Origin of the sequence: Paraburkholderia sp. J8-2 (assembly GCF_905220195.1) — a bacterium.
Taxonomy (GTDB): domain Bacteria; phylum Pseudomonadota; class Gammaproteobacteria; order Burkholderiales; family Burkholderiaceae; genus Paraburkholderia.
In genome coordinates this window covers 103,063-127,384 of record NZ_CAJMZA010000014.1, presented here as the reverse complement: position 1 = coordinate 127,384, position 24,322 = coordinate 103,063, and the positions used below count along the sequence as shown (strand labels likewise).

19 protein-coding genes and 1 pseudogene are annotated in these 24,322 nt (G+C 65.3%); 11 read left to right on the top strand and 9 right to left on the bottom strand.

The genetic code is table 11. The features are described 5' to 3' along the window. Positions 1–129: 129 nt before the first annotated feature. The 3 genes from U5A52_RS26450 to U5A52_RS26440 form a co-directional block, all read right to left on the bottom strand. Positions 130–390 carry a DNA-binding protein gene (locus U5A52_RS26450; protein ID WP_133184189.1) on the bottom strand — a complete coding sequence of 87 codons (261 nt, stop codon included), beginning with the start codon at positions 388–390 and terminating at the stop codon, positions 130–132. A 245-nt stretch (positions 391–635) separates the two neighbouring features. Next, positions 636–863, bottom strand: a complete 228-nt coding sequence (locus tag U5A52_RS26445; RefSeq protein WP_321914217.1) for a hypothetical protein — start codon at positions 861–863, stop codon at positions 636–638. Between the two features lie 159 nt (positions 864–1,022). Beyond that, positions 1,023–1,745 carry a YdcF family protein gene (locus U5A52_RS26440; RefSeq protein ID WP_321936760.1) on the bottom strand — a complete coding sequence of 241 codons (723 nt, stop codon included), beginning with the start codon at positions 1,743–1,745 and terminating at the stop codon, positions 1,023–1,025. 285 nt (positions 1,746–2,030) lie between these two features. On the opposite strand from U5A52_RS26440, the gene U5A52_RS26435 reads away from it, so the two are divergent. Next, positions 2,031–2,345 (top strand): hypothetical protein, encoded by a 315-nt coding sequence (locus U5A52_RS26435; RefSeq protein ID WP_321914219.1) that lies wholly within the window; start codon positions 2,031–2,033, stop codon positions 2,343–2,345. A 264-nt stretch (positions 2,346–2,609) separates the two neighbouring features. Here U5A52_RS26435 and U5A52_RS26430 read toward each other — a convergent pair whose 3' ends face one another. Together U5A52_RS26430 and U5A52_RS26425 are read right to left on the bottom strand one after the other, a co-directional pair. Continuing rightward, positions 2,610–2,915, bottom strand: coding sequence for a hypothetical protein (locus U5A52_RS26430; RefSeq protein ID WP_321936759.1), 306 nt, complete (start codon positions 2,913–2,915; stop codon positions 2,610–2,612). Between the two features lie 290 nt (positions 2,916–3,205). After that, positions 3,206–3,601, bottom strand: a pseudogene (locus tag U5A52_RS26425) (transposase); the annotation flags it as partial. A gap of 425 nt (positions 3,602–4,026) precedes the next feature. On the opposite strand from U5A52_RS26425, the gene U5A52_RS26420 reads away from it, so the two are divergent. The 9 genes from U5A52_RS26420 (at position 4,027) to truB (ending at position 16,457) form a co-directional block, all read left to right on the top strand. Beyond that, the gene (locus tag U5A52_RS26420) at positions 4,027–4,929 is read left to right on the top strand and encodes a LysR family transcriptional regulator (protein ID WP_321914221.1); all 903 of its coding nucleotides are present in this window, start codon (positions 4,027–4,029) and stop codon (positions 4,927–4,929) included. A gap of 95 nt (positions 4,930–5,024) precedes the next feature. Further along, the gene (locus U5A52_RS26415) at positions 5,025–6,224 is read left to right on the top strand and encodes a pyridoxal phosphate-dependent aminotransferase (protein ID WP_321914222.1); all 1,200 of its coding nucleotides are present in this window, start codon (positions 5,025–5,027) and stop codon (positions 6,222–6,224) included. A gap of 339 nt (positions 6,225–6,563) precedes the next feature. Further along, positions 6,564–7,496 carry an SMC-Scp complex subunit ScpB gene (gene scpB / locus U5A52_RS26410; RefSeq protein ID WP_321936758.1) on the top strand — a complete coding sequence of 311 codons (933 nt, stop codon included), beginning with the start codon at positions 6,564–6,566 and terminating at the stop codon, positions 7,494–7,496. Positions 7,497–7,558: 62 nt separating this feature from the next. Beyond that, complete coding sequence (gene rluB, locus U5A52_RS26405) at positions 7,559–9,319, top strand: 23S rRNA pseudouridine(2605) synthase RluB (protein WP_321936757.1); 1,761 nt, start codon at positions 7,559–7,561, stop codon at positions 9,317–9,319. Between the two features lie 540 nt (positions 9,320–9,859). Next, the gene (gene rimP, locus U5A52_RS26400) at positions 9,860–10,318 is read left to right on the top strand and encodes a ribosome maturation factor RimP (protein WP_028204813.1); all 459 of its coding nucleotides are present in this window, start codon (positions 9,860–9,862) and stop codon (positions 10,316–10,318) included. Beyond that, positions 10,315–11,790: a transcription termination factor NusA gene (gene nusA, locus U5A52_RS26395; protein ID WP_069267875.1), complete on the top strand. Its 1,476-nt coding sequence runs from the start codon at positions 10,315–10,317 to the stop codon at positions 11,788–11,790. Before rimP ends, nusA begins: the two co-directional genes overlap by 4 nt. A gap of 155 nt (positions 11,791–11,945) precedes the next feature. Then, positions 11,946–14,903: a translation initiation factor IF-2 gene (infB, locus tag U5A52_RS26390; protein ID WP_321914225.1), complete on the top strand. Its 2,958-nt coding sequence runs from the start codon at positions 11,946–11,948 to the stop codon at positions 14,901–14,903. Positions 14,904–15,084: 181 nt separating this feature from the next. Next, complete coding sequence (gene rbfA / locus U5A52_RS26385; protein WP_158758004.1) at positions 15,085–15,450, top strand: 30S ribosome-binding factor RbfA; 366 nt, start codon at positions 15,085–15,087, stop codon at positions 15,448–15,450. An 8-nt stretch (positions 15,451–15,458) separates the two neighbouring features. Continuing rightward, entirely contained in the window at positions 15,459–16,457 is a 999-nt protein-coding gene (gene truB, locus U5A52_RS26380; RefSeq protein ID WP_321936756.1) for a tRNA pseudouridine(55) synthase TruB, read from the top strand. Positions 16,458–16,562: 105 nt separating this feature from the next. On the opposite strand, the gene U5A52_RS26375 is transcribed toward truB, so the two are convergent. The 4 genes from U5A52_RS26375 to U5A52_RS26360 form a co-directional block, all read right to left on the bottom strand. Continuing rightward, positions 16,563–18,128 carry a DHA2 family efflux MFS transporter permease subunit gene (locus U5A52_RS26375; protein ID WP_321936755.1) on the bottom strand — a complete coding sequence of 522 codons (1,566 nt, stop codon included), beginning with the start codon at positions 18,126–18,128 and terminating at the stop codon, positions 16,563–16,565. Between the two features lie 104 nt (positions 18,129–18,232). Next, positions 18,233–19,516, bottom strand: a complete 1,284-nt coding sequence (locus tag U5A52_RS26370; protein WP_321936754.1) for an EmrA/EmrK family multidrug efflux transporter periplasmic adaptor subunit — start codon at positions 19,514–19,516, stop codon at positions 18,233–18,235. A 65-nt stretch (positions 19,517–19,581) separates the two neighbouring features. After that, entirely contained in the window at positions 19,582–21,183 is a 1,602-nt protein-coding gene (locus tag U5A52_RS26365; RefSeq protein WP_321936753.1) for an efflux transporter outer membrane subunit, read from the bottom strand. An 89-nt stretch (positions 21,184–21,272) separates the two neighbouring features. Continuing rightward, a complete protein-coding gene (locus U5A52_RS26360; protein WP_321914230.1) occupies positions 21,273–21,776 on the bottom strand; it encodes a MarR family winged helix-turn-helix transcriptional regulator in 504 nt (167 codons plus the stop codon). Between the two features lie 426 nt (positions 21,777–22,202). Here U5A52_RS26360 and typA point away from each other — a divergent pair, with 426 nt between their 5' ends. Beyond that, a complete protein-coding gene (gene typA / locus U5A52_RS26355; RefSeq protein ID WP_321914231.1) occupies positions 22,203–24,029 on the top strand; it encodes a translational GTPase TypA in 1,827 nt (608 codons plus the stop codon). The last annotated feature ends 293 nt before the right edge of the window (positions 24,030–24,322 follow it).

Below are 24,322 nucleotides of genomic sequence, written 5' to 3'. Positions count from 1 at the left end.
TGCGCGCACAAGTCGTGCCTGGGATGGCGACGCGGTGCGTGCCGATGGAGCGTGGGGAGAGTCGAAAGAGGGCGCCCGCTTCGGGTGCGAGCGCCTTGCGTACCGCCTGCCGGCGGTCCGATTTGCCGCTCAGTGCGCGGTGTCGGGCACGTCGAGAATCAGGATGATGGTCCAGTCCGCGTCGCCTTCGTGATGGTATTGGCGTTCGGCGACGATGAACGGCTGCTGCTTGCCGGCCGGCCCGAGGAACAGCACGTCGCCTTCCATCGGCAGGCATTCGATGGGGGGCAGCGCGAGATACGCGTCCTGGTTGCCGCCGCGCGGCATCAGTTTTTCGATCTTGCGTGAGGCCGCTTCGGTCCATTCGATGTCGAGCTGGATGTTGCTCATTGTGTTTCTCCGCGCGTGGCGCGCACAAAAGGTTGGGTCTACGCCGACCGGGGCGTTTTCGAGGTGCGCGACTTTAGCATACCGCGCCCGCGCGCCGTGGCGGCGGCGATGCACACGACACCGCAAACGCGGCAGGTGGCGCCGCGAATAAAAAAGCCGATGACGGCAAGACCGGCATCGGCTTCATTCCCGGGAAGGCGCTGCCCGCTTGCGCTGGGCTGCGCGCCGTCTGGCCTTCCCTGCTCTTACTGGGCGGGGGCCTTCTTGTGATGCGGGTGCCCCGGCTTGTGATGCGTCATGGGTGCCGGCGCGGGTGCGGCTTCCTGTTGCTGCTGCAGGGCCTGGGCGCGTTGCAGGACGTCGTCGGCTCTGGCCGGATCGGTGCTCATCGTGATGCCGTTATCCGACTGCGCATGCGCAGCGCCCGCCAGTGCGGAAAGTGAAATCAGGACTGCGAGGGACACTTTTTTCATCTCTACCTCCGAAGGAGCGGTTTATGGACCCAGCCGGTACCTGTCCAAGCAGGATGGACATGCCATTCTAACGATCAAATACTCGCTCCAGATGACATCGCGTAACCCGTTCGCGCGGGAGTTACATCTCGTTACATCTGGCGCCGAGATAAGGTCATACTAGAACCAGCCGATCATCCGATACACATAAAACTGGACAACCCCAATCGATTCGTGGAGCGCCGTTTCGGCGGACTTGAGATTGGCCACGCGCGGAAGCAGCCCGCGCTCGACGCGGCGCACGTTGGATACCGCGGGCAACGGGTTCATGTCGAAACGCTGGAAATCGAGCATCGCGCGGCGCATCTGGTACGACGACGTCACGAGCAGGAGCGTTTCATCGTTGCCGGCACGGACGATGGGCGCGACGTTGCGCGCGTTCTGATAAGTCGTGAGGCTCTGGTTTTCGAGCACGAGATCGGTGCCCGGCACACCGGCGCGCAGCAGATAGGGCGCGTAGTTGTCGGCCTCGGCGCTCGCATGGTGCTCCGGGTTGCCGCCACTCACGATCACGCGGCATGTGCCGCCCGCGTGCGCGCACAGCGCGTGCAGTTCGGCGGCAAGGGCAATGCGTGCGTACACGTCGCGGGCGGGGACCAGTTGGCCATCGCGGGATTCGGTGCCGCCGCCCAGCATGATGATGGCGGTGCGCGCACCGAAGCGCGCCGGGCCGATTTTCGCCTGATCGTAGGGAGTGCGATATAACGCCGGCTGCGCAACATCGAGCAGCACCCCGGTGAGCCAGCCGGTGGCGAGCAACCAGAAGACCAGTGCCCCGCAGGCTGCGACACGCCAGCGCGCGTTGCGCCACAGCAGGCCGAGCGCAATAAATAGCGCAAACAAAACGATTAGAATCAATTTGGATGAGGTAACGTATTGTTTTCGGGAAAATGCGCGTCCAACCGACCTTTGCGCCGCGAACGTGGCGCGGCGTTGGCCGTGCGGGAAGCGGTGAAGCCGCTTTCACGGGGGCCCGGATAACCTGCAGTCCCTGCCGCTGCTCAGCGCGCGGATGGGCGCGTGGGCCCGCCAGGGCACAGACTGCGCCGTTCTCAGGTCCGCATTGCGCCGCTGCCGGTTCGCGCGAGGCTCAATGATCGCAGGACTGCATTTTAAGAAAGAAGTGAGATGACCACGTATTCCAACGAAGCAGTACTCGAAGCGCTACGGCGGGTGCAGTATCGGCAGGTTCCGTGGGCGCGTCGTCCTGAAGTGTTCCAGTATTTGCGCGATCTCGGCATGATGGACATCGTCCGGCAACGCACGGTTGCGCCGGCGCCGGGCTTCCATGCGCCGGTCGATATCGCGGTGCTCACCGATCGCGGCCGCGCCGAATTCGCCCGGCTCGCACGCGACGAGCGCACGCTACAGTGGAGCGCGCATCGCGTGGCCGACTACGTCGCGCAGCGCGTGCCCCAATCCGGCCTCGAAGCCAGCCAGTAAGTACACTACCTTCTTCGTCCCGCCAAAAAAAAGCCCGCATCGAAAGATACGGGCTTACCGGAATTACTGCTGCCACGCTGTGCTTGATGGCATAAGGGTAGACCGCAGGTCAGGCGCGGTGGTTCCCCGGGGCAGGGTATATGCTGAGCCGCGGCGTTCCAGGGCGGTCTTGCCGCCTTCCGTGATCGCCGATGCTCTTTCATCGGTCCCGTCGGTCCCGGCGGTCGTCCCTACGGTTCCCTCAATGGTGTTTCGCTAGCCGGCTCACTGCCGCCGCGTCGGTTCCTGCCTCTGTGGCGCGCTGCGGCGGGCATTGTCCGCAATGTCGCCGCGTAAATCGCCACGAGGCACCGGCGGCTTGCCCGCGTTCGGACCAGGCGCTGCGGGCGGCTGGGCGTGGGCGCCGGTGCGCGACACCGGCCATGGCGTTGCCGAGGCATGCGGCGGTTGCGCAGCGACGCTGAACGACACGAACGACGCCGTTGGCGCGAACAGGGCAAAGAGGGCGAGGGGGGCGAGCGCGGACAGCGAAACCATGATGCCCCGGATGTGCAGGTTCATGGATTTCATGGTGGTTCCCCGTCAATCCGGTTTCTTGACGTTAATGGACATGGTCCTAAGCTAACGTCGGAAGCGAAAGCGCGCTGTAAATATTGGTAAAGAGATGTATCGCGCGGTGCCTATCGCTTTGTTGCGGACGCAGCGATGCTCAACGCAGTCTGGTTGAGCCGTGCAGGCGCGGCGGTTTTGGCCCAGGACCGGAAAACGGTCTGCGACGGCCGCGACGTGCGCCAGGGGTGGGAGAAAAACACGCCGGGTGCATGAGGCACCCGGCGGGAAAGCAAGTGAAGCGTGGCTCAGGCCATCTTGACCGGTGCGCGCCACGATTCCGGGTTGGTCCAGAACGCGCCACGCAGGCGATCGCGGCTCGGCGGTGCGGGCGGCTTGGTCGCCGTGGCGCCGATACGGCCGCGCAGCGAAATTTCGCGGCCGTTCGTGCTCAGTCGCTTGACGATTTCCGCCAGCGTACCGTCTGCCTGCCACTCGTCGAAACGGCGGCGGCAAGTCGGCGGCGAGGGGTAGCGGCCCGGCAGCTTGGACCAGCCTTCACCCGTCGAAAGCACCCAGAGCACCGCGTTGACCACAGCACGCGCTTCGACGCGAGGCCGTCCGCGCCGTTCGCTCCGTGCCGGTTCAGCACAGAACAACGCCTCGACCAGCGCCCATTCGTTGTCTCTCAAATCGTCGAACAGCATCATGTTTCACCTCAGCGAAGCTATCTCCGGTGCGCTGCCCCGCGCTGCGCACTCTTCATGTACTCCCGGCCGGATGCCGGAGTACCAGGCGGGCCCGGCTGGATCGTCCCGGACTGCATGCTTCCGGTACATCCATCGAACCTGTGCGTGCCTTAATGCGAAAACCGTGCCAGCACGTACGTTCTCGTCTTGAAGCCGCGTGGCGCCAAGCCCGCGCGGGAGATTGCCAGGGGCGTATAAGACTCGAAAACACTTATCGAAGAAATCGGGAGAATCACCAATCTTGTGCAAGCAGGCCCGTCCACCGTGCGTTTGCGCCGTATTGCTGCACTGCGGCGAATAGTCGGGGGCGTCATGTTGTTACCCGTAACAGTGCGCAGCCGACATAAAATTGCATGAAAACGAACAATTCATGAGGCGAGTGGATGAATGTGACGCTACGGCAGTTGCGAGTGTTCATCGAGGTTGCCCGGCTGCAGAGCTTTAGCCGGGCAGGGGACGAAATCGGGCTCACGCAGTCGGCGGTGAGCCGTTGCGTGCGCGAGCTCGAAGCCGAGATTGGCGTGAAGCTCGTCGATCGGACCACGCGCGAGGTGCAGCTCACAGATGTGGGCGCGAACCTGATCGCGAGCATTCCACGGTTGCTCAACGATCTGGACGACGCCTTGCGCGAAATTCGCGAGATTGGCGAGCAGCGGCGCGGCCGCGTCGTCGTGGCGGCGAGCCCGACGGTCGCGTGCCGCTTGATGCCGCAGGTCGTGGCCGCGTGCGGGCGGCAGTTTCCTTACATTACGCTTGGATTGCGCGACGACGTGCAGAGCGACGTCGTCCGCAAGATCCGCTCGGGCGAGGTGGACTTTGGCGTCATCATCGGGCCCTTTGTCGCTGAAGATCTGGAAACGGAGTGTCTGACTACGGACTCGTTCTGTGTGGTCGTGCGCGGCGATCACGCGCTCGCGCTAAGCCAGGAAGTCTCGTGGAAGGAACTGGACGGCGAACGCCTCGTGATGCTCGACTACGCCTCGGGCAGCCGCCCGCTGATCGACGCCGTGATGAGCGAGCAGGGCGTGCGCGCCCGGGTGGTGCAGGAGCTGGGCCACCCCGCCACGGTATTCGGCCTTGTCGAGGCGGGCGTGGGCATCAGCGTGCTGCCCTGGCTCGCGCTGCCCGTTCCGGCGGGCGCGCCCTTGCTCGCGCGCCCGCTTGTGCCGCGCGCAGAGCGCACCGTCGAGCTGGTGCGGCGGCGCGACCGCTCGCTTTCGCCGGCCGCCGAGGCGGTGTGGACGCTGATCCGTCAACTGGCCGGACAGCCCGAAGCGCAGCACTGAGACCACCGCGCCGGCGCTTGCGGGCGCGGACCGCACGGCGCCCGGCCGCGCGCTACACTTCACGTTTTCCCACATTCTGCAAGCCCGAACCTCCGATGAGCGATCTCGATCCGTCGTCCTCCGTCTCCCTGCCGCGCGAAGCGGTGCGTGCGTTGCGCTCGTCGCAGATCCGCGAAGTGGCGAACGCCGGGTTCGGCGTTCCCGACGTGCTGCCGTTCTGGTTCGGCGAGTCCGACCGCGTGACGCCACCGTTCATCCGCGAGGCGGCTGCCGAGGCGCTCGGGCGCGGCGACACGTTTTACACGCACAACCTCGGTATCGCGCCGCTGCGCGAATCGCTCGCGCGCTACGTGAGTGAACTGCACGGCGCTACGCCGGTGGACAACCTCGCGGTGACGAGCGCCGGCGTCAATGCGCTGATGCTGGCGGCGCAACTCGTCGTGGGCGCGGGCGATCGGGTGGTGGCAGTGACCCCGCTGTGGCCGAACCTCGTCGAAATTCCGAAGATTCTTGGCGCCACGGTCGAGACGGTCTCGCTCGGCTACGGCGAGCACGGCTGGACGCTCGATCTCGACCGGCTGCTGGCGGCGCTCACGCCCGACACGCGCATGCTCATGATCAACTCGCCGAACAACCCGACGGGCTGGGTGATGACGCGCGAACAACAGCGCGCGGTGCTCGAGCATTGCCGACGCCTCGGCATCTGGATCGTCGCCGACGAGGTCTACGAGCGCCTTTATTACGGCGACGCGAATGAGCGCACCGCGCCCTCGTTCCTTGACATCGCGTCGCGCGAAGAGCGGCTGATCTGTGTGAATTCGTTCTCGAAGGCCTGGCTCATGACCGGCTGGCGGCTCGGCTGGATGGTCGTGCCGCGCACCTTGACCGACGATCTCGGCAAGCTGGTCGAGTACAACACCTCGTGCGCACCTTCGTTCGTGCAGCAGGCGGGCATTGCCGCGGTCGAGCACGGCGAGCCATTCACGCGTGCGCTCGTGGCCGATCTGCGCGCCTCGCGCGACCACCTCGCCGCGGCGCTTGCCAAGCTGCCTGGCGTCGATGTGAAAGTGCCGCACGGCGCGATGTACCTGTTTTTCCGGCTGGCGGGCGCGCAGAACAGCCTCGAGCTGTGCAAGGCGCTGGTGCGCGACGCGGGCCTCGGACTCGCGCCGGGCAGCGCGTTCGGCCCGCAAGGCGAAGGCTTCGTGCGCTGGTGCTACGCGTGCGATCCGGCGCGGCTCGACGCGGGCGTCGAGCGCCTCGCGCGTTACCTGGAGGCGGTGGGAGCGCATTGAGCCGTAGCGCGGGAGCGCGCCGGGCCGGTGTCGCGCGAGGGAGCGCAAGGCAGCGGCCCGGCCCCGGTTAAAATGAGGCCGCTCATGCGGAATGGCGTCTTTACGCACCCAGCGTTTTTGCGTAATATGGCGCTCAGTCAAGCGATTCCCTGCGGGAAATTCGCGGCTCCCTCCGGCTGGGTCTGGCTCTTTGCCTGAATTTCGGCCCCCCGGTGCGTGCTCCCATCAATATGACCGATCAGAATCGGGCGAGCGCGTCTCCAGTTCCATATCGTCTTTCGTCTGTCTGATCCGGTTCCTTGAACCTGATTTACCTTACTTAGGGTCTGACCTGGCTGCATGAATACCCAAGAGGCGAAAATCGTCCTCGAGACTGCATTGATCTGCACGCAGGAGCCGTTGAAGATCGGCGAACTGCGCAAACTGTTTGCCGACGACATTTCGGCCGACACGGTCCGCAACCTGCTCGAAGACCTGCGGCATGAATGGTCCGGGCGCGGCGTCGAGCTGGTGGGGCTCGCGTCGGGCTGGCGCTTTCAGAGCAAGCCGGCCATGCGGACGTACCTTGACCGGTTGCACCCCGAAAAGCCGCCGCGCTATTCGCGCGCGGTCCTCGAAACGCTCGCGATCATCGCGTACCGGCAGCCGGTCACGCGCGGCGACATCGAGGAAATTCGTGGCGTCACGGTCAATACGCAGGTCGTCAAACAGCTCGAGGACCGTAACTGGATCGAAGTGATCGGTCATCGTGACGTGCCGGGACGTCCGGCGCTCTATGCAACGACGCGGGAGTTTCTCGACGATCTCGGACTGAAGTCGCTCGACGAGCTGCCGCCGCTCGACGATCCGTCGAGCCAGTTCGGCGAGCAACTGCTTGCCCAGCACGCGATCGAGTTTCCCGATAGCGCCGCAGCGCAGTTCGTCGCGGAAGGTCAGCCCGAGGCGGCCGACGCTGACGCCGCAGGCGCGGAAGATGCGGGAGCGACGACAGTAGCCGGGGGCGAAACGCACGAAACGCAAGCAGCCCACGAAACGGAAGCTGCGCACGAGGTGGCAGGCGCAAACGTTGCGTACGCAGCCGACGCCTCGGGCGACGCGGGACATGGCGAAACAAGCCTCGCGCAGCACGGGTCAATCCCGGATGCTCACGTGCAGGATGCCGCGCACGCAGCAGATGCGGCGGGCGAAGAAGAACACGAAGACCGCCGCGACGCGGCGCAGGACGACCCCGTCTCGACGACGGACGACGAAGCCGCACGACGCGGCATCTGAAGCAACAAGCATTTTTGACGCGCCCCGCAAGCGGGCGCGCAACCTGACATTTTGAGGTTGTTTTGACTGATATCCACGACACCGATTCGACCGACGCGTCCGAATCCGCTCGCCGCGCGTCCTCCGCGCGCGACGATGACACGCGCGCTTCGCAGGTCGAAGGCGAAGCACAGGGCGGCGAGGGCGAAGATCGTCCGCGCCGTGGTCTGCGCCGCGGGCCGCGCAGCCTGATCGCGCGCCGCCGAGCAGGCGCGAAGGCGAAGGCCGCTGAAGGCGCGGAGGGCGCCGACGTGTCCGCAGCGCCTGACGCCGAGCCGCCGCAAGCGACAGCTGAGCGCGCTCCCGCCGGGCGCGCGCCGCGCAAGGAAGGCGGCGCGAAGAAGGCGGGCCGCGGCCAGAACGCCGGTGGCGCCGGCCGGGGCGAGCGTCAGGCCGAGCGTCAGCAAGGCGCGGGCAAGCGCCAGAAGGGCCAGGGCCGCACCGAAGGCCAGCCGGCTGCCGCCACGGGCGAGTCCACACCGGACGATCTGTTCCTCTATGTGACTTCGCCGGCGTTCGACGCCGACAACGGCGCCGGTTCGGGCGTGCGCGCACCGATGCTGCGCCGCGGCCGAGCCCAGCAGCCCAAGCGCGTGCTGAGCCCCGACGACGACGCGCCGAAGCTGCACAAAGTGCTGGCGGACGCGGGCATGGGCTCGCGCCGCGACATGGAAGAGCTGATCATTGCCGGGCGCGTCTCGGTGAACGGCGAGCCGGCGCACATCGGCCAGCGCATCCTGCCGACCGACCAGGTCCGCATCAACGGCAAGCCTATCAAGCGCAAGCTGCAGAACAAGCCGCCGCGCGTGCTGATCTATCACAAGCCGACTGGCGAAATCGTGAGCCACGCTGATCCGGAAGGCCGCCCGTCGGTGTTCGACCGCCTGCCGCCGATGAAGACGGCGAAATGGCTTGCTGTCGGCCGTCTGGACTTCAACACCGAAGGTCTGCTGATGCTGACGACCTCGGGCGATCTGGCGAACCGCTTCATGCACCCGCGCTACAGCGTGGAGCGCGAGTACGCAGTACGTGTGGTCGGCGAACTGAGCGAGGGGATGCGCCAGAAACTGCTCAAGGGCGTCGAACTCGAGGACGGCCCGGCAAGCTTCCTGCGCATTCGCGATGGCGGCGGCGAAGGCACGAATCACTGGTACCACGTTGCGCTGGCCGAAGGCCGTAACCGCGAAGTGCGGCGTATGTTCGAGGCGGCCGGCCTGATGGTGAGCCGCCTGATCCGCACGCGTCACGGCCCGATCGCGCTGCCCAAGGGCCTCAAGCGCGGTCGCTGGGAAGAGCTCGAAGACAACCAGGTGCGCGCGCTGATGGCGGCGGTCGGCCTGAAGGCCCCGAGCGAAGAGAAAGGCGGTCGTGGCGGCAAGGAGCAGGAACGTCGCCAGCCGGATCCGATGCAGACGTCCATGGGCTTCATCAACCGCGAGCCGGTGCTGAGCTCGCACGGTGCAATGGGGCAGCCGCGTCAGGGCCAGGGACGGCGCGGCGCGACGGGCGGCTTTGGCGGCGGCGCAGGTACCGGTCACGGCAACTTCGGCGCGGGCTCCGGTTTCGGCGGCCGTGGCGGCAACCGCGCGGGCGGCCGCGACGTCGACGGCAACCGTGCTCCGGGCGCGGCGGGCAAGCGTGCGGGCGGCAGCGCCAACGCCAACGGCAATCGCCGCAGCGGCCCGGGCAACGGCGGCAATGCCAATCCCAACGGCAACCGCACGGGCGGCAACAACCGTGGCGGCCAGCGCGGCACGCCGCGCAACCGCACACGCGGCCATTAATTCGCGAGGCATGCGACGCCCGGCCGCGCCAGGCGGTGGGCGTCGCGGCCATGCAACGGCCGCGATGCGTGCGGTATGCGCAGTCGCTGCCTTTTCAGTTGTGCGCGGTTAATGCGTAAAACGCCGGCAAATCCCCCTTGCGAGCCCGTAAATAACGGCAAAAGGCGCCTCTGGCTTGACCGTGGGTTTGCGTTAATGTGCAAAAAAGGCTAGAATCACAAAGTCGCTGGGCGTGCGGCTCTTTTACGTGCTGTAATTCGCGCCCCAGGTGCGACCACCTGGCTAAGTGAGAAGATGGGCGTTTCGCCCATTTTTTTTTGGTTCGCCCCAATTGGTTACCAACAGATGCCGACGTTTCACGTTCGGCATTGTCAATTTGGGGGTTATCCGAACCATGCGCCGGGTCGTTCGTCATCGTGGGGCAAGTAGGTGAGAAGCGCGCGCGCTCACCTGGCGCGCGGCCCGCGAATCCCTAGCGAAGCAAGAATTAGAGCGAAGGAAGTTGCTGGCCCGCTGCGCAGAACATCTGGAGTGGGCATTGTGCAACTGACGGAACTGATTGAAACCACGGTCACCGGGCTCGGTTACGAGCTGGTCGACCTCGAGCGCACCGGGCGCGGCATGCTGACTATCTTCATCGATCAGCCCGCGGGGATCGCGATCGAGGACTGCGAGAAGGTCACGCGTCAGCTGCAGCACGTTCTGACGGTCGAGAACATCGACTACGAGCGGCTCGAGGTTTCGTCGCCCGGTCTCGACCGTCCGCTGAAAAAACTGGCGGACTTCGAACGCTTCGCAGGCTGCGAAGCGGTAATCACGTTGAAAAAGCCATTGGACGGACGGAAATCGTACCGGGGCATCGTGCATGCTCCCGAAGGCGAATCCATCGGTCTGGAATTCGAAGGGAAGGCGGGTCCTGCGATGCTTGATTTCACGCTCGCAGATATCGACAAAGCACGCCTTGTCCCCAAAGTTGACTTTAGGAGCCGCAAACAATGAGTCGCGAAGTGTTGATGCTGGTGGATGCGCTGGCACGCGAGAAGAATGTCGACAAGGACGTGGTGTTCGCCGCCCTTGAAGCGGCGCTTGCGTCGGCCTCCAAGAAACTCTTCGACGAGGATGCGGATATCCGCGTGCATATCGATCGCGAAAGCGGCGAGCACGAAACGTTCCGTCGCTGGCGCGTCGTGCCGGACGAGGCGGGCCTGCAGGAGCCGGACCAGGAAATCCTGCTGTTCGAAGCACGCGAGCAGGACCCGGAAGCGCAGATCGACGGTTTCGTCGAGCAGCCGGTGCCTTCGGTCGAGTTCGGCCGTATCGGCGCGCAGGCCGCCAAGCAGGTCATCCTGCAGAAGGTGCGCGACGCCGAGCGCGAGCAGATCCTGAACGACTTCCTCGAGCGCGGCGAAAGCATCATGACCGGCACGGTCAAGCGCATGGACAAGGGCAACTTCATCGTCGAATCCGGCCGTGTGGAAGCGCTGCTGCGCCGCGACCAGCTGATTCCGAAGGAAAACCTGCGCGTGGGCGACCGCGTGCGTGCCTGGATTGGCAAGGTCGACCGCACCGCCCGCGGCCCGCAGATCGAACTCTCGCGCACGGCGCCCGAGTTCCTGATGAAGCTGTTCGAAATGGAAGTGCCCGAAATCGAACAGGGCCTCCTCGAGATCAAGGCGGCGGCGCGGGATCCGGGCGTGCGCGCCAAGATCGGCGTGGTGGCCTATGACAAGCGCATCGACCCGATCGGCACCTGCGTCGGCATCCGCGGCTCGCGTGTGCAGGCCGTGCGCAACGAGCTCGGTGGCGAAAACGTCGACATCGTGCTATGGTCGGAAGATCCCGCACAGTTCGTGATCGGCGCGCTCGCGCCGGCTGCCGTGCAGTCGATCGTCGTCGACGAGGAAAAGCACTCGATGGACGTCGTGGTCGACGAGAGCGAACTCGCGGTCGCGATTGGCCGTAGTGGCCAGAACGTGCGTCTCGCCAGCGAGCTGACCGGCTGGCAAATCAATATCATGACGCCGGACGAATCCGCGCAAAAGCAGAATCAGGAGCGCACGGTGCTGCGCGACCTGTTCATGGCGCGTCTCGACGTGGATGAAGAAGTCGCCGACATCCTGATCGACGAAGGCTTCACGAGCCTCGAAGAGATCGCCTACGTGCCGCTCAACGAAATGCTGGAAATCGAGGCGTTCGACGAGGACACCGTGCACGAGCTGCGCAACCGCGCTCGCGACGCACTGCTCACGCAGGCGATTGCGAACGAGGAGAAGGTGGAAAGCGCCGCGCTGGACCTGAAGAGTCTGGACGGTATCGACCCGGACCTGCTCGCGAAACTGGCGCAGCATGAAGTTCACACCCGCGACGAGCTCGCCGAGCTGGCCGTGGACGAGCTGGTCGAAATGACGGGAATGGAAGAGGACGCCGCCAAGGCGTTGATCATGAAGGCACGCGAGCACTGGTTCCAGTGACCCGGTAACGGGAAACGACCCCAGGGCGCGACGAGCAGGAAGCGACCATGACCCACTGATCTGATCGCGGCGGAGCCTTGCAGGAAGCAAGGCACCTAAGGCCGCATGACCCGATGTCAACCGCAAGGAATCGGTCCTTGCATTAAGAGGAATGAATGGCGAGTAACAACGTAGCCCAATTTGCCGCGGAACTGAAGATGCCTGCCGGCGTGCTGCTGGAGCAGCTGCAGGCGGCGGGCGTCACGAAAGCGAGCGAAGCCGACTCCTTGTCCGAAACGGACAAGGCGCGTCTGCTCGACCACTTGCGCAAGTCTCACGGCTCGACTGATGCAGACAAGCGCAAGATCACGCTGACGAAACGGCATACGTCGGAAATCAAGCAGTCCGATTCGACGGGTAAGGCTCGCACCATTCAGGTCGAGGTGCGCAAGAAGCGCACGTTCGTCCGCCGCGACGAGTCCGCCGGTGAGGCGGAGGCATCGAATCATGCCGCCGACGCAGCCGCTGCCGCCGAAGAGGCGGAGCTGCAGCGCCGCGAGGAAGAAGCGCGCCGCGAGGCAGAACTGCTCGAGCGTCAGGCCCTGGAGCTCAAGGAGCGCCAGGAACTGCTCGCGCGTGAAGAGTCCGAGCGCCGCGCGCGTGAAGAGGCCGCCGAGGCCGAGCGCCGCCGTGCCGAAGAAGAAGCTGCAAAGAAGAAGGCAGCGGCCGACGCCGCCGCTCGCGAACTGGCCGCTCAGGCCGTGGCCGCGCAGCGTAATGCCGAAGCGGAAGCCAAAGAAGTGAAGCAACAGCAGGACCAGCAGGAAGAACAGCGCGCCGCAGCCGAGCGCGCCGCGCAGCGCGAAGCGGCCCAGAAGGCCGAAGTCGCTGCACGCGAAGCCGCCGAAAAGGCGCAGAAGGAACAGGACGAGATCGCTCGCCGCCGTGCGGCTGCCGAAGCCGAAGCGCGCGCGATCCGCGAAATGATGAACACGCCGCGCAAGGCGCAGGTGAAGGCGCCCGAGCCGCCCAAGCCCGTCGAGCCGCCCAAGCCCGCTGAGGCCAAGGGCACGCTGCACAAGCCGGCGCGTCCGGAAGGTGCGCCGGCGCGTCCGGCCGGCGGTGCAGGCGCCGCGGCGAAGAAGCCGGCCACGACGGCCGCGCCTTCGACGAGCGCGCCGGGTGCAGGCGCGGGCGACCGCAACAAGAAGCCGGGCGCAGGCAAGGGCGGCTGGCAGGACGACGCGGCCAAGCGCCGTGGCATCAAGACGCGCGGCGACTCGTCGGGCGGCGTGGATCGCGGCTGGCGCGGTGGCCCGAAGGGCCGTGGCCGTCACCAGGACGCTTCGACGTTCCAGGCGCCGACCGAGCCGATCGTGCGTGAAGTGCACGTGCCGGAAACCATCACGGTGGCCGACCTCGCGCACAAGATGTCCGTGAAGGCATCGGAAGTCATCAAGGCGATGATGAAGATGGGCCAGATGGTCACCATCAACCAGATGCTCGACCAGGAAACGGCGATGATCATCGTCGAGGAACTCGGCCACCGTGCGGTTGCCGCGAAGCTCGACGATCCGGAAGCGCTGCTGGTCGAAGGCCAGGCCACGGGCACGGATGCCGAGCAGCTGCCGCGTCCGCCGGTCGTCACCGTCATGGGTCACGTCGACCACGGCAAGACCTCGCTGCTCGACTACATCCGCCGCGCCAAGGTCGCAGCGGGCGAAGCCGGCGGCATTACGCAGCACATCGGCGCATACCACGTCGAAACGCCGCGTGGCGTCATCACGTTCCTCGACACGCCGGGTCACGAGGCCTTCACGGCCATGCGTGCTCGCGGTGCGAAGGCAACCGACATCGTCATTCTGGTGGTCGCGGCCGACGACGGCGTGATGCCGCAGACGAAGGAAGCGATCTCGCACGCGAAGGCTGCGGGTGTGCCGCTCGTCGTGGCGATCAACAAGATCGACAAGCCCGATGCGAACCCCGAGCGCGTGAAGCAGGAGCTCGTGGCGGAAGGCGTCGTGCCGGAAGAGTACGGCGGCGACTCGCCGTTCGTGCCGGTGTCGGCGAAGACCGGCGCGGGCATCGACGATCTGCTCGAAAACGTGCTGCTGCAAGCCGAAGTGCTGGAACTGAAGGCACCGGTCGAAGCACCGGCCAAGGGCATCGTCATTGAAGCGAAGCTCGACAAGGGCAAGGGTCCGGTTGCCACGATTCTCGTCCAGTCGGGTACGCTCAATCGCGGCGACGTCGTACTGGCAGGTAGCGCCTACGGCCGCGTGCGCGCCATGCTCGACGAAACGGGCAAGCCCACGAAGGAAGCCGGCCCGTCGATCCCGGTCGAAATTCAGGGTCTCTCGGAAGTGCCGGGCGCGGGCGAAGAAGTCATCGTGCTGCCGGACGATCGCAAGGCGCGTGAAATCGCCATGTTCCGTCAAGGCAAGTTCCGCGACGTCAAGCTCGCGAAGCAGCAGGCCGCGAAGCTCGAAAACATGCTCGAGCAGATGGGCGAGGGCGAAGTGCAGAACCTGCCGCTCATCGTCAAGGCGGACGTGCAGGGTTCGCAGGAAGCGCTGGTGCAATCGCTGCTCAAACTGTCGACCAGCGAAGTGCGCGTGCAGATCGTGCACAGCGCGGTCGGTGCGATCAGCGAGTCGGACGTCAACCTGGCAACGGCTTCGAAGGCGGTCATCATCGGCTTCAATACGCGTGCAGATGCGCAGGCGCGTAAGGTGGCCGAGGCGAACGGCATCGACATCCGCTACTACAACATCATCTATGACGCAGTGGATGAGGTGAAGGCGGCGATGTCCGGCATGCTCGCGCCGGAGAAGCGCGAGACGGTGACGGGTATGGCCGAGGTGCGTCAGGTGATCCGCGTGCCGAAGGTCGGCCTGATCGCGGGTTGCATGATCACGGACGGTTTCGTCAAGCGTTCGTCGTCGGTGCGCGTGATTCGCAACAACGTGGTCATCCATACCGGCGAACTCGACTCGCTCAAGCGCTTCAAGGACGACGTCAAGGAAGTCAAGCAAGGCTTCGAGTGCGGTATGTCGATCAAGAACTTCAACGACATCGTCGAAGGCGACCAGTTCGAAGTGTTCGAGATCACCGAAGTCGCGCGTACGCTGTAATACAGCGACGCCTGCGGGCCGGCCTTCGGGCGGCTCGCTTGCCGCGGTTCGCCGCGGGTTTGCCGATAACGGGCGGGGCAGGCGCTGGCCAGCCCCGCCCGTTTTGTTTTTGTGCGGCCGTTTGCGCCTCCATGGATGCAACGCCGCCTGAATGCCTCGTAGATCAAGAGGTGGAACCATCATGCCGAAAAAACGTACCTCCCCGAATCGCAACGTGCAGATCGCGGACCAGATCCAGCGCGATCTGTCCGAGCTGATGCGCGAAGTGAAGGACCCGCGAGTCGGGCTCGTGACGATCCAGAGCGTGGAACTCACGCCCGACTACGCGCACGCCAAGGTCTACTTCACGACCCTCACGGGCGACCCGAAGACCACGCAGGAAGCGCTCAACCACGCCGCCGGCCACCTGCACAACCAGCTCTTCAAGCGCCTGCACATTCATACGGTGCCGACGCTGCATTTCCACTATGACCAGTCGGTCGAGAAGGGTGTCGAGATGTCGCGCCTCATCGACGAGGCGAACGCGACGCGCGCGAAGGACGACTGACGCGGGCAATGACTGCATCATCGAAACAGAATCAGGGCGCGCCGCGACCTGACGCGGCCCGACCTAAGGCGGCCCCACCCAAGGTGCCGCGCCGCCTGCTCGACGGCGTGCTGCTGCTCGACAAGCCCGTTGGCCTCTCCAGCAACGACGCGCTGATTCGCGCGAAGCGGCTTTATCGCGTGAAGAAGGCAGGCCACACCGGCACGCTCGATCCGCTCGCGTCGGGCTTGCTGCCGCTGTGCTTTGGCGAAGCGACCAAGTTTTCGCAGGATCTGCTCGAAGCCGACAAGACGTATGAAGCGACCATGCGCCTCGGCATTCGCACGGCAACGGGCGACGCCGAAGGCGAGGCGGTCGAAACGCGCGAGGTCGCCTGCGACGAAGCCGCAGTGCGTGAAGCGATGGCGCGCTTTCTCGGCGACATCGTGCAGGTGCCGCCCATGTATTCGGCGCTCAAGCGCGACGGCAAGCCGCTCTACGAATACGCGCGTGCGGGTCAGACGGTCGAGCGCGAAGGGCGCGAGGTAAAGATCCTTGCGCTGGAGATGATCGCATGCGCGCTTCCCGAGACGCCTGAGGTCACGTTTCGCGTGACGTGCAGCAAGGGCACGTACGTCCGCACGCTGGCCGAGGATATCGGCGAGGCGCTGGGCTGCGGTGCGCATCTCGTGATGCTGCGGCGCACGGGTGTGGGCGCGCTCACGCTCGAGCATGCGGTGACGCTCGAAGCGCTCACTGCCGCCGACGAGCCCGAGCGCGACACCTGGCTGCGCCCGGTCGATGCGCTGCTGTCCACGTTCCCCGCCTTGACGCTCAATGAAGAGGCGGCGCGCCGCTTCATGCACGGCCAGCGCTTGCCGCTCAACGAGCTGGTGCTCGATCGCGCAGCTTGCGAAGCGGCCGAACGCGTGCGTGTGTATGCGGAAGATGGGCGCTTGCTCGGCGTCGCGAAGGCCGCGAACGGCGTGCTTGCGCCGGAGCGTCTGATAGTGAGCGGCGCGGCCTGAGCGAACTCGAATCGCGCCAGGCGCGCACCAACAAAAACGGCACGCCGGTGAACAACCGGGCGTGCCGTTTTGCTATGGACAGTGGCAAGCGCTAACGCATCGGCATCAATGCGCCGCCGAAGCCGCCGCACCCGCGTCCGCGCCGCCGGAACGCTCGGGCCGCGTGATCCAGATGAGCGCGATCAGCACGATGAAGATCACGGAGGAAATCCAGAACAGGTCGTTCACGCCGAGTTGCGCGGCCTGCTGCGAGAGCATCCGGTCGAAGAGCCCGTGCGCCTGGGAAGGATCGAGACCCGCGCCCTGGAACTGCTGCATCGACTGGTTGAACACCGGGTTGGTCGGCGTCGCCACTTCGGTCAGGCGTGCATGGTGAAACGTCGTGCGGTGATCCCACGCCGTTTCGAAGATCGAGGTGCCGATACCGCCGCACATGATCCGCACGAAATTCGACAGGCCCGAGGCCGCCGGAATGCGATGCCCCGGCAGACCCGAAAGCGTGATCGACACGAGCGGAATGAAGAGGCCCGCCATGCCGATGCCCTGGATCAGCGTAGGCAGCGTGAGCGCCCAGGTGTCCACGCCCGTGGTGTAGCGCGAACGCATCCAGAAGCACAGCGCGAACACGATGAACGCCGTGGTCGCGATATAGCGCGGGTCGGTGCGCGGCAGGATCTTGCCCGTGATCGGCGAAAGCAGAATCGCGAAGAAGCCCACCGGCGCCATCACGAGACCCGCGTCGGTGGCGGTGTAGCCGATGTCGGTCTGCAGCCACAGCGGCAGTAGCACGAGGTTGCCGAAATACAGGCCGTAGCCCACCGAAAGCGCGATCGTGCCGCCCGTGAAATTGCGCCGCGCGAACAGTGACAGGTCGACCACGGGGTGATCGGCGGTCAGCTCCCACACCACGAAGAACGCGAACGCGATGACCGCGGTGAGCGCGAGCACGACGACCGTGGTCGACGAGAACCAGTCGAGGTCCTTGCCCTTGTCGAGCATCACCTGCAGCGAACCCACCCAGATGATGAGCAGCGCGAGACCCACGCCGTCGATCGGCGCCTTCTTCACGACCGAATCGCGGTTGCGGAAGATCGCCCACGTCGCGAACGCGGCCACGATGCCGACCGGGATGTTCACGTAGAAGATCCACGGCCACGAGATGTTGTCGGAGATCCAGCCGCCCAGAATCGGGCCGGCCACCGGCGCGATCAGTGTGGTCATCGACCACATCGAGAGCGCCATGGGCGCCTTCGCGCGCGGGTAGCTCGCGAGCAGCAGCGTTTGCGAAAGCGGGATCATCGGGCCAGCCACGGCGCCTTGCAGCACGCGCGAGGCGAGCAGGAAGGGCAGCGTGGGTGCGAGGCCGCACAGCCACGACGAGATCACGAACAGGATGATCGACGCCATGAAGAGGCGTACTTGGCCGACACGGTCGGTGAGCCAGCCCGTGAGCGGCACCGAGATCGCGTTGGCGACCGCGAACGAGGTGATGACCCACGTGCCCTGGTCCGACGACACGCCGAGGTCGCCCGAGATCGACGGGATCGACACGTTCGCGATGGAGGTGTCGAGCACGTTCATGAACACCGCGAGCGACACCGCGATCGTGCCGATCACGAGTTGCGCGCCCTGCAGAGGGGGATGCGCGACGGGTTGTTGTGGTGCTGCCATTGCGTCCTTTCCTGTTGACCTGTTGAAGGGCACGCGAAACAAAGCGGCGCGGACTGAGGATCAGCCCGCGCCGGTGTTTGCGAGTGCTTTTAGCAGGGCTTCAATCAGCCTTTCGCGCCGGTTTTCGCCGCGCGAGCGGACGACACCTGCGCCTTGGCGGCGGCATTGCCGGTCGCGCTGTTGCTAGCGCTGTTGGCACCGTTGCTGGCTGCCTTGTGCGCATTCGGGCCGGCGTTTTCGGCGATGATGCGCGCGATCTCCGCATCGGCTTCTGCGCCGTACTTGGCAAACACATCGGTCTCGTACACGGTGTTCTGCGCGTTGCCGAGCTGCGTGCCCGAATCGTTGCGGATGTTCACGTCCACCTGCATCGAGAGGCCGATACGCAGCGGATGCTTCTGGAGGTCTTCCGGATCGAGCGAGATACGCACCGGCAGACGCTGCACCACCTTGATCCAGTTACCCGTGGCGTTCTGCGCGGGCAAGAGCGAGAAGGCCGAACCCGTGCCCGCCGAGAAGCCCACCACCTTGCCGTGGTAGACCACCGAAGAGCCATACACGTCGGCCGTCATCTCGACCGCCTGGCCGATGCGCATGTGCTTGAGCTGCACTTCCTTGAAGTTGGCGTCGACCCACAGCGAGTTCAGCGGCACCACCGACATGAGCGGATTGCCCGGCGAGACGCGCTGGCCCACCTGCACCGTGCGCTTGGCCACGTAGCCGGTGACCGGCGCGGGCAGCGTGTTGCGTGCGTTCGCCAGATAGGCGTCGCGCACCTTGGCGGCGGCGGCTTCCACGTTCGGGTGATTGGCAATCGTCGTGTTCGCGGTCAGCGCGCGGTTCGCGGCGAGCTGCTGCTGGGCGGCTTCGAGCGCGGCTTCGGCGCTGCGCACGGCGTCGCGGGCGTGCGAAATCTCTTCCTGCGAGACGGCGCCGGTCTGCGCGACCTGCATGCGGCGGCGCAGGTCGTCCTGCGCGCGCGAGAGGTCGGCCTGGCGAACCGCGACTTGCGCTTCGTACTGGCTGTCGTCGGCGAAGAGGCCGCGCACCTGGCGTACTGTTTGCGCGAGTTGCGCTTCAGTCTGCTCGAGCGTGACGCGCGCGTCGGCCGGGTCGAGCAGCACGAGCGGGTCACCGACGTTCACGGTTTGGGTGTCGTCCGCTTTCAGTGCGATCACCGTGCCGGTGACCTGCGGCGTGATCTGCACGACGTTGCCGTTCACATAGGCGTCGTCCGTGCTTTCGGTAAAGCGCGCGACGAGGAAGTAGTAGAGGCCGTAGGCAACGGCTGCAATCACGATCACGAGGACAAGCAGCGTCATCATGCGCTTGCGCTTGCCGCTGTTCGCGTTCGGCTGCGGGGCCGCCGGCTGCTGGGGGGTGCTCATGGAAGGATCTCCGGATGCTTGCGTGCTGTTCGTTCAGTTTTTGATGTTCGTGTGCTGCCTGGCGCTCAATTCGGCGTGGGCGCGGCGTTTGCCGCGCTCGTCGATGCCGCCGCGTTCTGCGGCGAGCGTGTACCGCGCCACGGTGCGCCGTTCACGTCGCTTTGGCCGCGTGCTTCGCTGCCGACTTCGGCCGGCGGCGTGAGCCCCGCGCCTTGCGCTTCGAAGCCGCCGCCAAGCGACTTGATGAGCGCCATCTGCTGGTCGCGGCGCTGCGCCTTCAGGTTCGACACCGTCTGCTCCGCAGCGAGGCGGTTCTGGTCGGCGGTGAGCACCTGAAGCTGCTCGGAGAGACCCGCCTTGTAGCGGATCACGGCGAGCTGCCAGGCTTTGGTCGAAGCGTCGAGCGCGCGATCCGCGTCCACGAGCTGCTTGTCGGCCGAGCGGATCGTCGAGACGTCGGTCGCCACGTCCTGGAACGCGCCGATGAGCGTCTGGTTGTAGTTCGCCACATCGAGCTCGAAGTCGGCGTAGCGGCCCTTCAGCTGCGCACGCAGCGCGCCCGCGTCGAAGAGCGGCAGATGCACGGCCGGCCCGAACTGCGCCTGCCGGCTCGTGAAGTTCAGGAATTTGCCCCAGCCGAACGCATCGAAGCCGAAGCCGGCCGCGAGGTTCACGTCGGGGTAGAACTCGGCCTTGGCTTCCTTGACGTCGTGCATCGCGGCTTCGACTTGCCAGCGCGCGGCGACGATGTCGGGGCGGCGCGCGAGCAGGTCGGCGGGCAGATTGTCGGGCAGCGCGACGTTGGCAACCGGATTGAGCACCGGCTGCGCGATCTGCAGGCCGCGGTCCGGGCCCTTGCCGAGCAGCGCGCCGAGCTGGTAGCGCGTCGTTTCGATCTGGCCGTCGATTTGCGAGAGGTTGGCCTCGCTCGTCGCGATGTTGCCGTTCGCCGTCTGCTTCTCGACGTTGGTGTCGAGCCCCGCCACCACGCGGCCGTTCGTGATCGTGCCGATGGTCTTGCGGTTGTCGATCTCGTGCACGGCGATGGCGCGCAGCTCATAAAGCTGGGCGAGCTGGTTGTACGTGCGCGCGACCGAGGAGGCGAGCGTGATGCGCGCCTGCTGCATGTCCGCCTCGGCGGCGCGCTGCGCGGACACGGCTTGCGCGAGGCGCTGGCGGTTCTTGCCCCAGAGGTCCAGATCCCACGAGGCGCTGGCGAGCACGTTGTTCTCGCTATACCAGGTGCCGCCGTACGGGGGCGGAAAAAGGGCGTTGGCCGAGTACAGCTCGCGGGTCCACGAATAGCTCAGGTTGGCCTTCGGAAAGAGCGCCGAGCGCGAGGTTTCGATGTACGACGAAGCCTTGGCCAGGCGCGCCTGCGCCTGAGCGATGGTCGGGCTGCCTTCGAGCGCCTCGTCGATCAGCTTGGGCAGTTGCGGGTCGCCGAACTGGTTCGCCCAGTCGAGCGAGGGCCACTGGCCGCCTTGCGCCGGAATGCTTTGCGAGCTTTCGAACTGCTGCGGCTGATCGATGGTCTTGTCGCTCTTGATGCCGATGTAGTTCGCGCAACCCGAAAGGGCGAGCGCCGCGACCGCGGCGGCGACCGCCGCCCGGCAGGACAGCGCCCGCACGGCCGGAACTGGCGCAAACTCGGTTTGGGATTTCATTGCTCGTCTCGATGCGTGAGAGTGTGTGGTGATACTGGACGATGCAGCTATTTTCTTGTTCGGCGATTTCAAATTTGCTTGCCCCGTCATCAATTCTCGGGCGAATTCGGACTCGAATTCTGGCTAGCTTCGCAGCTATTCGAAAGAATCCGTCGCAACATGCTCTTCAGGAAACCGACCTCCTCAGGCGTGAATCCGGCTGAGAGATGCTCCGTGACGCTGCGGAAAATCGCCGGCATGCGCGCGGCGATGGCAAGGCCTTCGGGCGTGAGCGCGAGGCGCACCGCACGGCGGTCTTCGGAGCTGCGCACGCGCTTCAGGAGCCCGCGCTTCTCCAGCCGGTCGACGAGCCGCGTGACGGCGCTCGCGTCGATGCCGTACTCGCGGGCGAGTTCGGCGGCGAGCGTGCATTTGCCGGTCGCCACCATGAACAGGATGCTGGCCTGCTGGCTCGTTACGCCGAGTTCGGCAACGGCGCGCTGGGTGACCATGTTCGACATCGTCGATTTCACCCGCGAGATCAGGTAGCCGACGCTCTCGCCAAGGTCGTAGTCGCGAACTTCGGGCGGGGGCGTGGGAGTCGGATCCGTCATGAGATTCTGCTGCGACTGCAATGGTTGACCAGGCAGGAATTATAGGGGCGGTTAGTTGACGCGGCAAGGTTTATTCTGCCTTTGCCGAGAAACCTTTGCGGAGTAGGGGCTTAATCCGACCCCGCGGGCATGGGAAAATGCGGGGCCGGCGGCGCGCCGGTTCCGCGGGTTTCTCTCATCGCATGCGTTGCGCGGGTGCGACGCTGGCCAACCCGATCCAGGGTGCTCCCTGATATGCGCGAGATCAATTCATCTGCGCGTGCTATACTTTCAGGTTCCCAAAGTGCGTCATTGCAGCGATGCTGAATTGACCCGCCGGCGATCGTCCAAGACAGTCGTCCGGCGCGGCTCGAAGCGGCGGCCGCGCGCCCTTGCCGGGCCTGCCAGCAGGGCATGCGCGGCGCACTCAACTGTACCCAGGTTCCTATGTCCCGCGCTCTTCGCAACATCGCCATCATTGCCCACGTCGACCACGGCAAGACCACGCTCGTCGACCAGCTCCTCCGTCAGACTGCCACGTTCCGTGACAACCAGCAGGTCGCCGAGCGCGTGATGGACTCGAACGACATCGAAAAAGAGCGTGGTATCACGATTCTTTCGAAGAACTGCGCGGTCGAGTACGAAGGTACCCACATCAACATCGTCGACACCCCGGGTCACGCCGACTTCGGCGGTGAAGTCGAGCGCGTGCTCTCGATGGTCGACTCGGTGCTGCTGCTCGTCGACGCCGTCGAAGGCCCGATGCCGCAAACGCGCTTCGTGACCAAGAAGGCGCTGGCGCTCGGCCTCAAGCCGATCGTCGTCGTCAACAAGATCGACCGTCCGGGCGCGCGTATCGACTGGGTGATCAACCAGACGTTCGACCTTTTCGACAAGCTCGGCGCGACCGAAGAGCAGCTCGACTTCCCGGTCGTCTATGCCTCGGGCCTGAACGGCTACGCTTCGCTGTCGCCGGACGCGCGCGAAGGCGACATGCGTCCCCTCTTCGACGCCGTGCTCGAATACGTGCCGGTTCGCGATGCGGATCCGGAAGGCCCGCTGCAGCTCCAGATCACCTCGCTCGACTACTCGACCTATGTCGGCCGTATCGGCGTGGGCCGCATCAAGCGCGGCCGCATCAAGCCGGGTCAGCCGGTGGCGCTGCGCTTCGGCCCGGAAGGCGAGGTGATGAACCGCAAGATCAACCAGGTGCTGTCGTTCAGCGGCCTCGAGCGCGTGCAGGTCGAATCGGCTGAAGCCGGCGACATCGTGCTGATCAACGGTATCGAAGACATCGGCATTGGCGCCACGATCTGCGCGGTCGACACGCCCGAAGCCCTGCCGATGATCACGGTGGACGAGCCGACGCTCACGATGAACTTCCTCGTGAACTCGTCGCCGCTCGCCGGCCGCGAAGGCAAGTTCGTGACGAGCCGCCAGATCCGCGACCGTCTCACGAAGGAACTGAACCACAACGTTGCGCTGCGCGTGAAGGACACGGGCGACGAAACCACGTTCGAAGTCTCGGGCCGTGGCGAGCTGCACCTCACGATCCTGATCGAAAACATGCGCCGCGAAGGTTACGAGCTGGCCGTGTCGCGTCCGCGCGTGGTGCTGCACGAAGTCGACGGCGTGAAGCAGGAGCCGTACGAAATGCTGACCGTGGACGTCGAAGACGCCCACCAGGGCGGTGTGATGGAAGAGCTGGGCCGCCGCAAGGGCGAAATGCTCGACATGGCTTCGGACGGCCGCGGCCGCACGCGTCTTGAGTATCGTATTCCGGCGCGTGGCCTGATCGGCTTCCAGGGCGAGTTCATGACGCTCACGCGCGGCACGGGCCTGATGAGCCACGTGTTCGACGCCTACGGTCCGGTCAAGGACGGTACGCTCGGCGAGCGCCGCAACGGCGTGCTGATCTCGCAGGACGACGGCGCAGCTGTCGCCTACGCACTGTGGAAGCTGCAGGATCGCGGCCGCATGTTCGTGAAGCCGGGCGACGCGCTGTATGAAGGCATGATCATCGGTATCCATAGCCGCGACAACGACCTCGTCGTGAACCCGATCAAGGGCAAGCAGCTCACCAACGTGCGCGCCTCGGGCACCGACGAAGCCGTGCGCCTCGTGCCGCCGATCCAGATGTCGCTCGAATACGCAGTGGAATTCATCGACGACGACGAACTCGTGGAAGTCACGCCGCAGTCGATCCGTCTGCGCAAGCGTCACCTGAAGGAACACGAGCGTCGCCGCGCGAGCCGCGAAGGCGCTGCCGAGTAATTTGCAGTTTTATTGCTTTTTTGCCGCACTGCAATGCAAACAGACTCACAGAAAAGCCGCCGCTTGATGGGCGGCTTTTTTGCGTCTGGCGGGGATTGCATTGCGCTGCGGGAAGAGAGCATTGCGAATGCCGCAAGAGCCCATATAAATAGGGTTCCCGCGTGGTGTTCGGTCGCATTGCATCCTGTGGCGAGATGCGCATATGCGCTATACTCCGCGGATGCATGATTTAGGTCCTTCCAAGCAGACTTGATTCGCAATCCGCTAAACGGTCAGGCCGTGGCGCGGAAGGT

Coding starts and splice junctions, on each gene's coding strand:
- U5A52_RS26450 (WP_133184189.1), bottom strand. CDS start 390: ATGAGCAACATCCAGCTCGACATCGAATGGACCGAAGCGGCCTCACGC.
- U5A52_RS26445 (WP_321914217.1), bottom strand. CDS start 863: ATGAAAAAAGTGTCCCTCGCAGTCCTGATTTCACTTTCCGCACTGGCG.
- U5A52_RS26435 (WP_321914219.1), top strand. CDS start 2,031: ATGACCACGTATTCCAACGAAGCAGTACTCGAAGCGCTACGGCGGGTG.
- U5A52_RS26430 (WP_321936759.1), bottom strand. CDS start 2,915: ATGAAATCCATGAACCTGCACATCCGGGGCATCATGGTTTCGCTGTCC.
- U5A52_RS26420 (WP_321914221.1), top strand. CDS start 4,027: ATGAATGTGACGCTACGGCAGTTGCGAGTGTTCATCGAGGTTGCCCGG.
- U5A52_RS26415 (WP_321914222.1), top strand. CDS start 5,025: ATGAGCGATCTCGATCCGTCGTCCTCCGTCTCCCTGCCGCGCGAAGCG.
- scpB (WP_321936758.1), top strand. CDS start 6,564: ATGAATACCCAAGAGGCGAAAATCGTCCTCGAGACTGCATTGATCTGC.
- nusA (WP_069267875.1), top strand. CDS start 10,315: ATGAGTCGCGAAGTGTTGATGCTGGTGGATGCGCTGGCACGCGAGAAG.
- infB (WP_321914225.1), top strand. CDS start 11,946: ATGGCGAGTAACAACGTAGCCCAATTTGCCGCGGAACTGAAGATGCCT.
- rbfA (WP_158758004.1), top strand. CDS start 15,085: ATGCCGAAAAAACGTACCTCCCCGAATCGCAACGTGCAGATCGCGGAC.
- truB (WP_321936756.1), top strand. CDS start 15,459: ATGACTGCATCATCGAAACAGAATCAGGGCGCGCCGCGACCTGACGCG.
- U5A52_RS26375 (WP_321936755.1), bottom strand. CDS start 18,128: ATGGCAGCACCACAACAACCCGTCGCGCATCCCCCTCTGCAGGGCGCG.
- U5A52_RS26370 (WP_321936754.1), bottom strand. CDS start 19,516: ATGAGCACCCCCCAGCAGCCGGCGGCCCCGCAGCCGAACGCGAACAGC.
- U5A52_RS26365 (WP_321936753.1), bottom strand. CDS start 21,183: ATGAAATCCCAAACCGAGTTTGCGCCAGTTCCGGCCGTGCGGGCGCTG.
- U5A52_RS26360 (WP_321914230.1), bottom strand. CDS start 21,776: ATGACGGATCCGACTCCCACGCCCCCGCCCGAAGTTCGCGACTACGAC.
- typA (WP_321914231.1), top strand. CDS start 22,203: ATGTCCCGCGCTCTTCGCAACATCGCCATCATTGCCCACGTCGACCAC.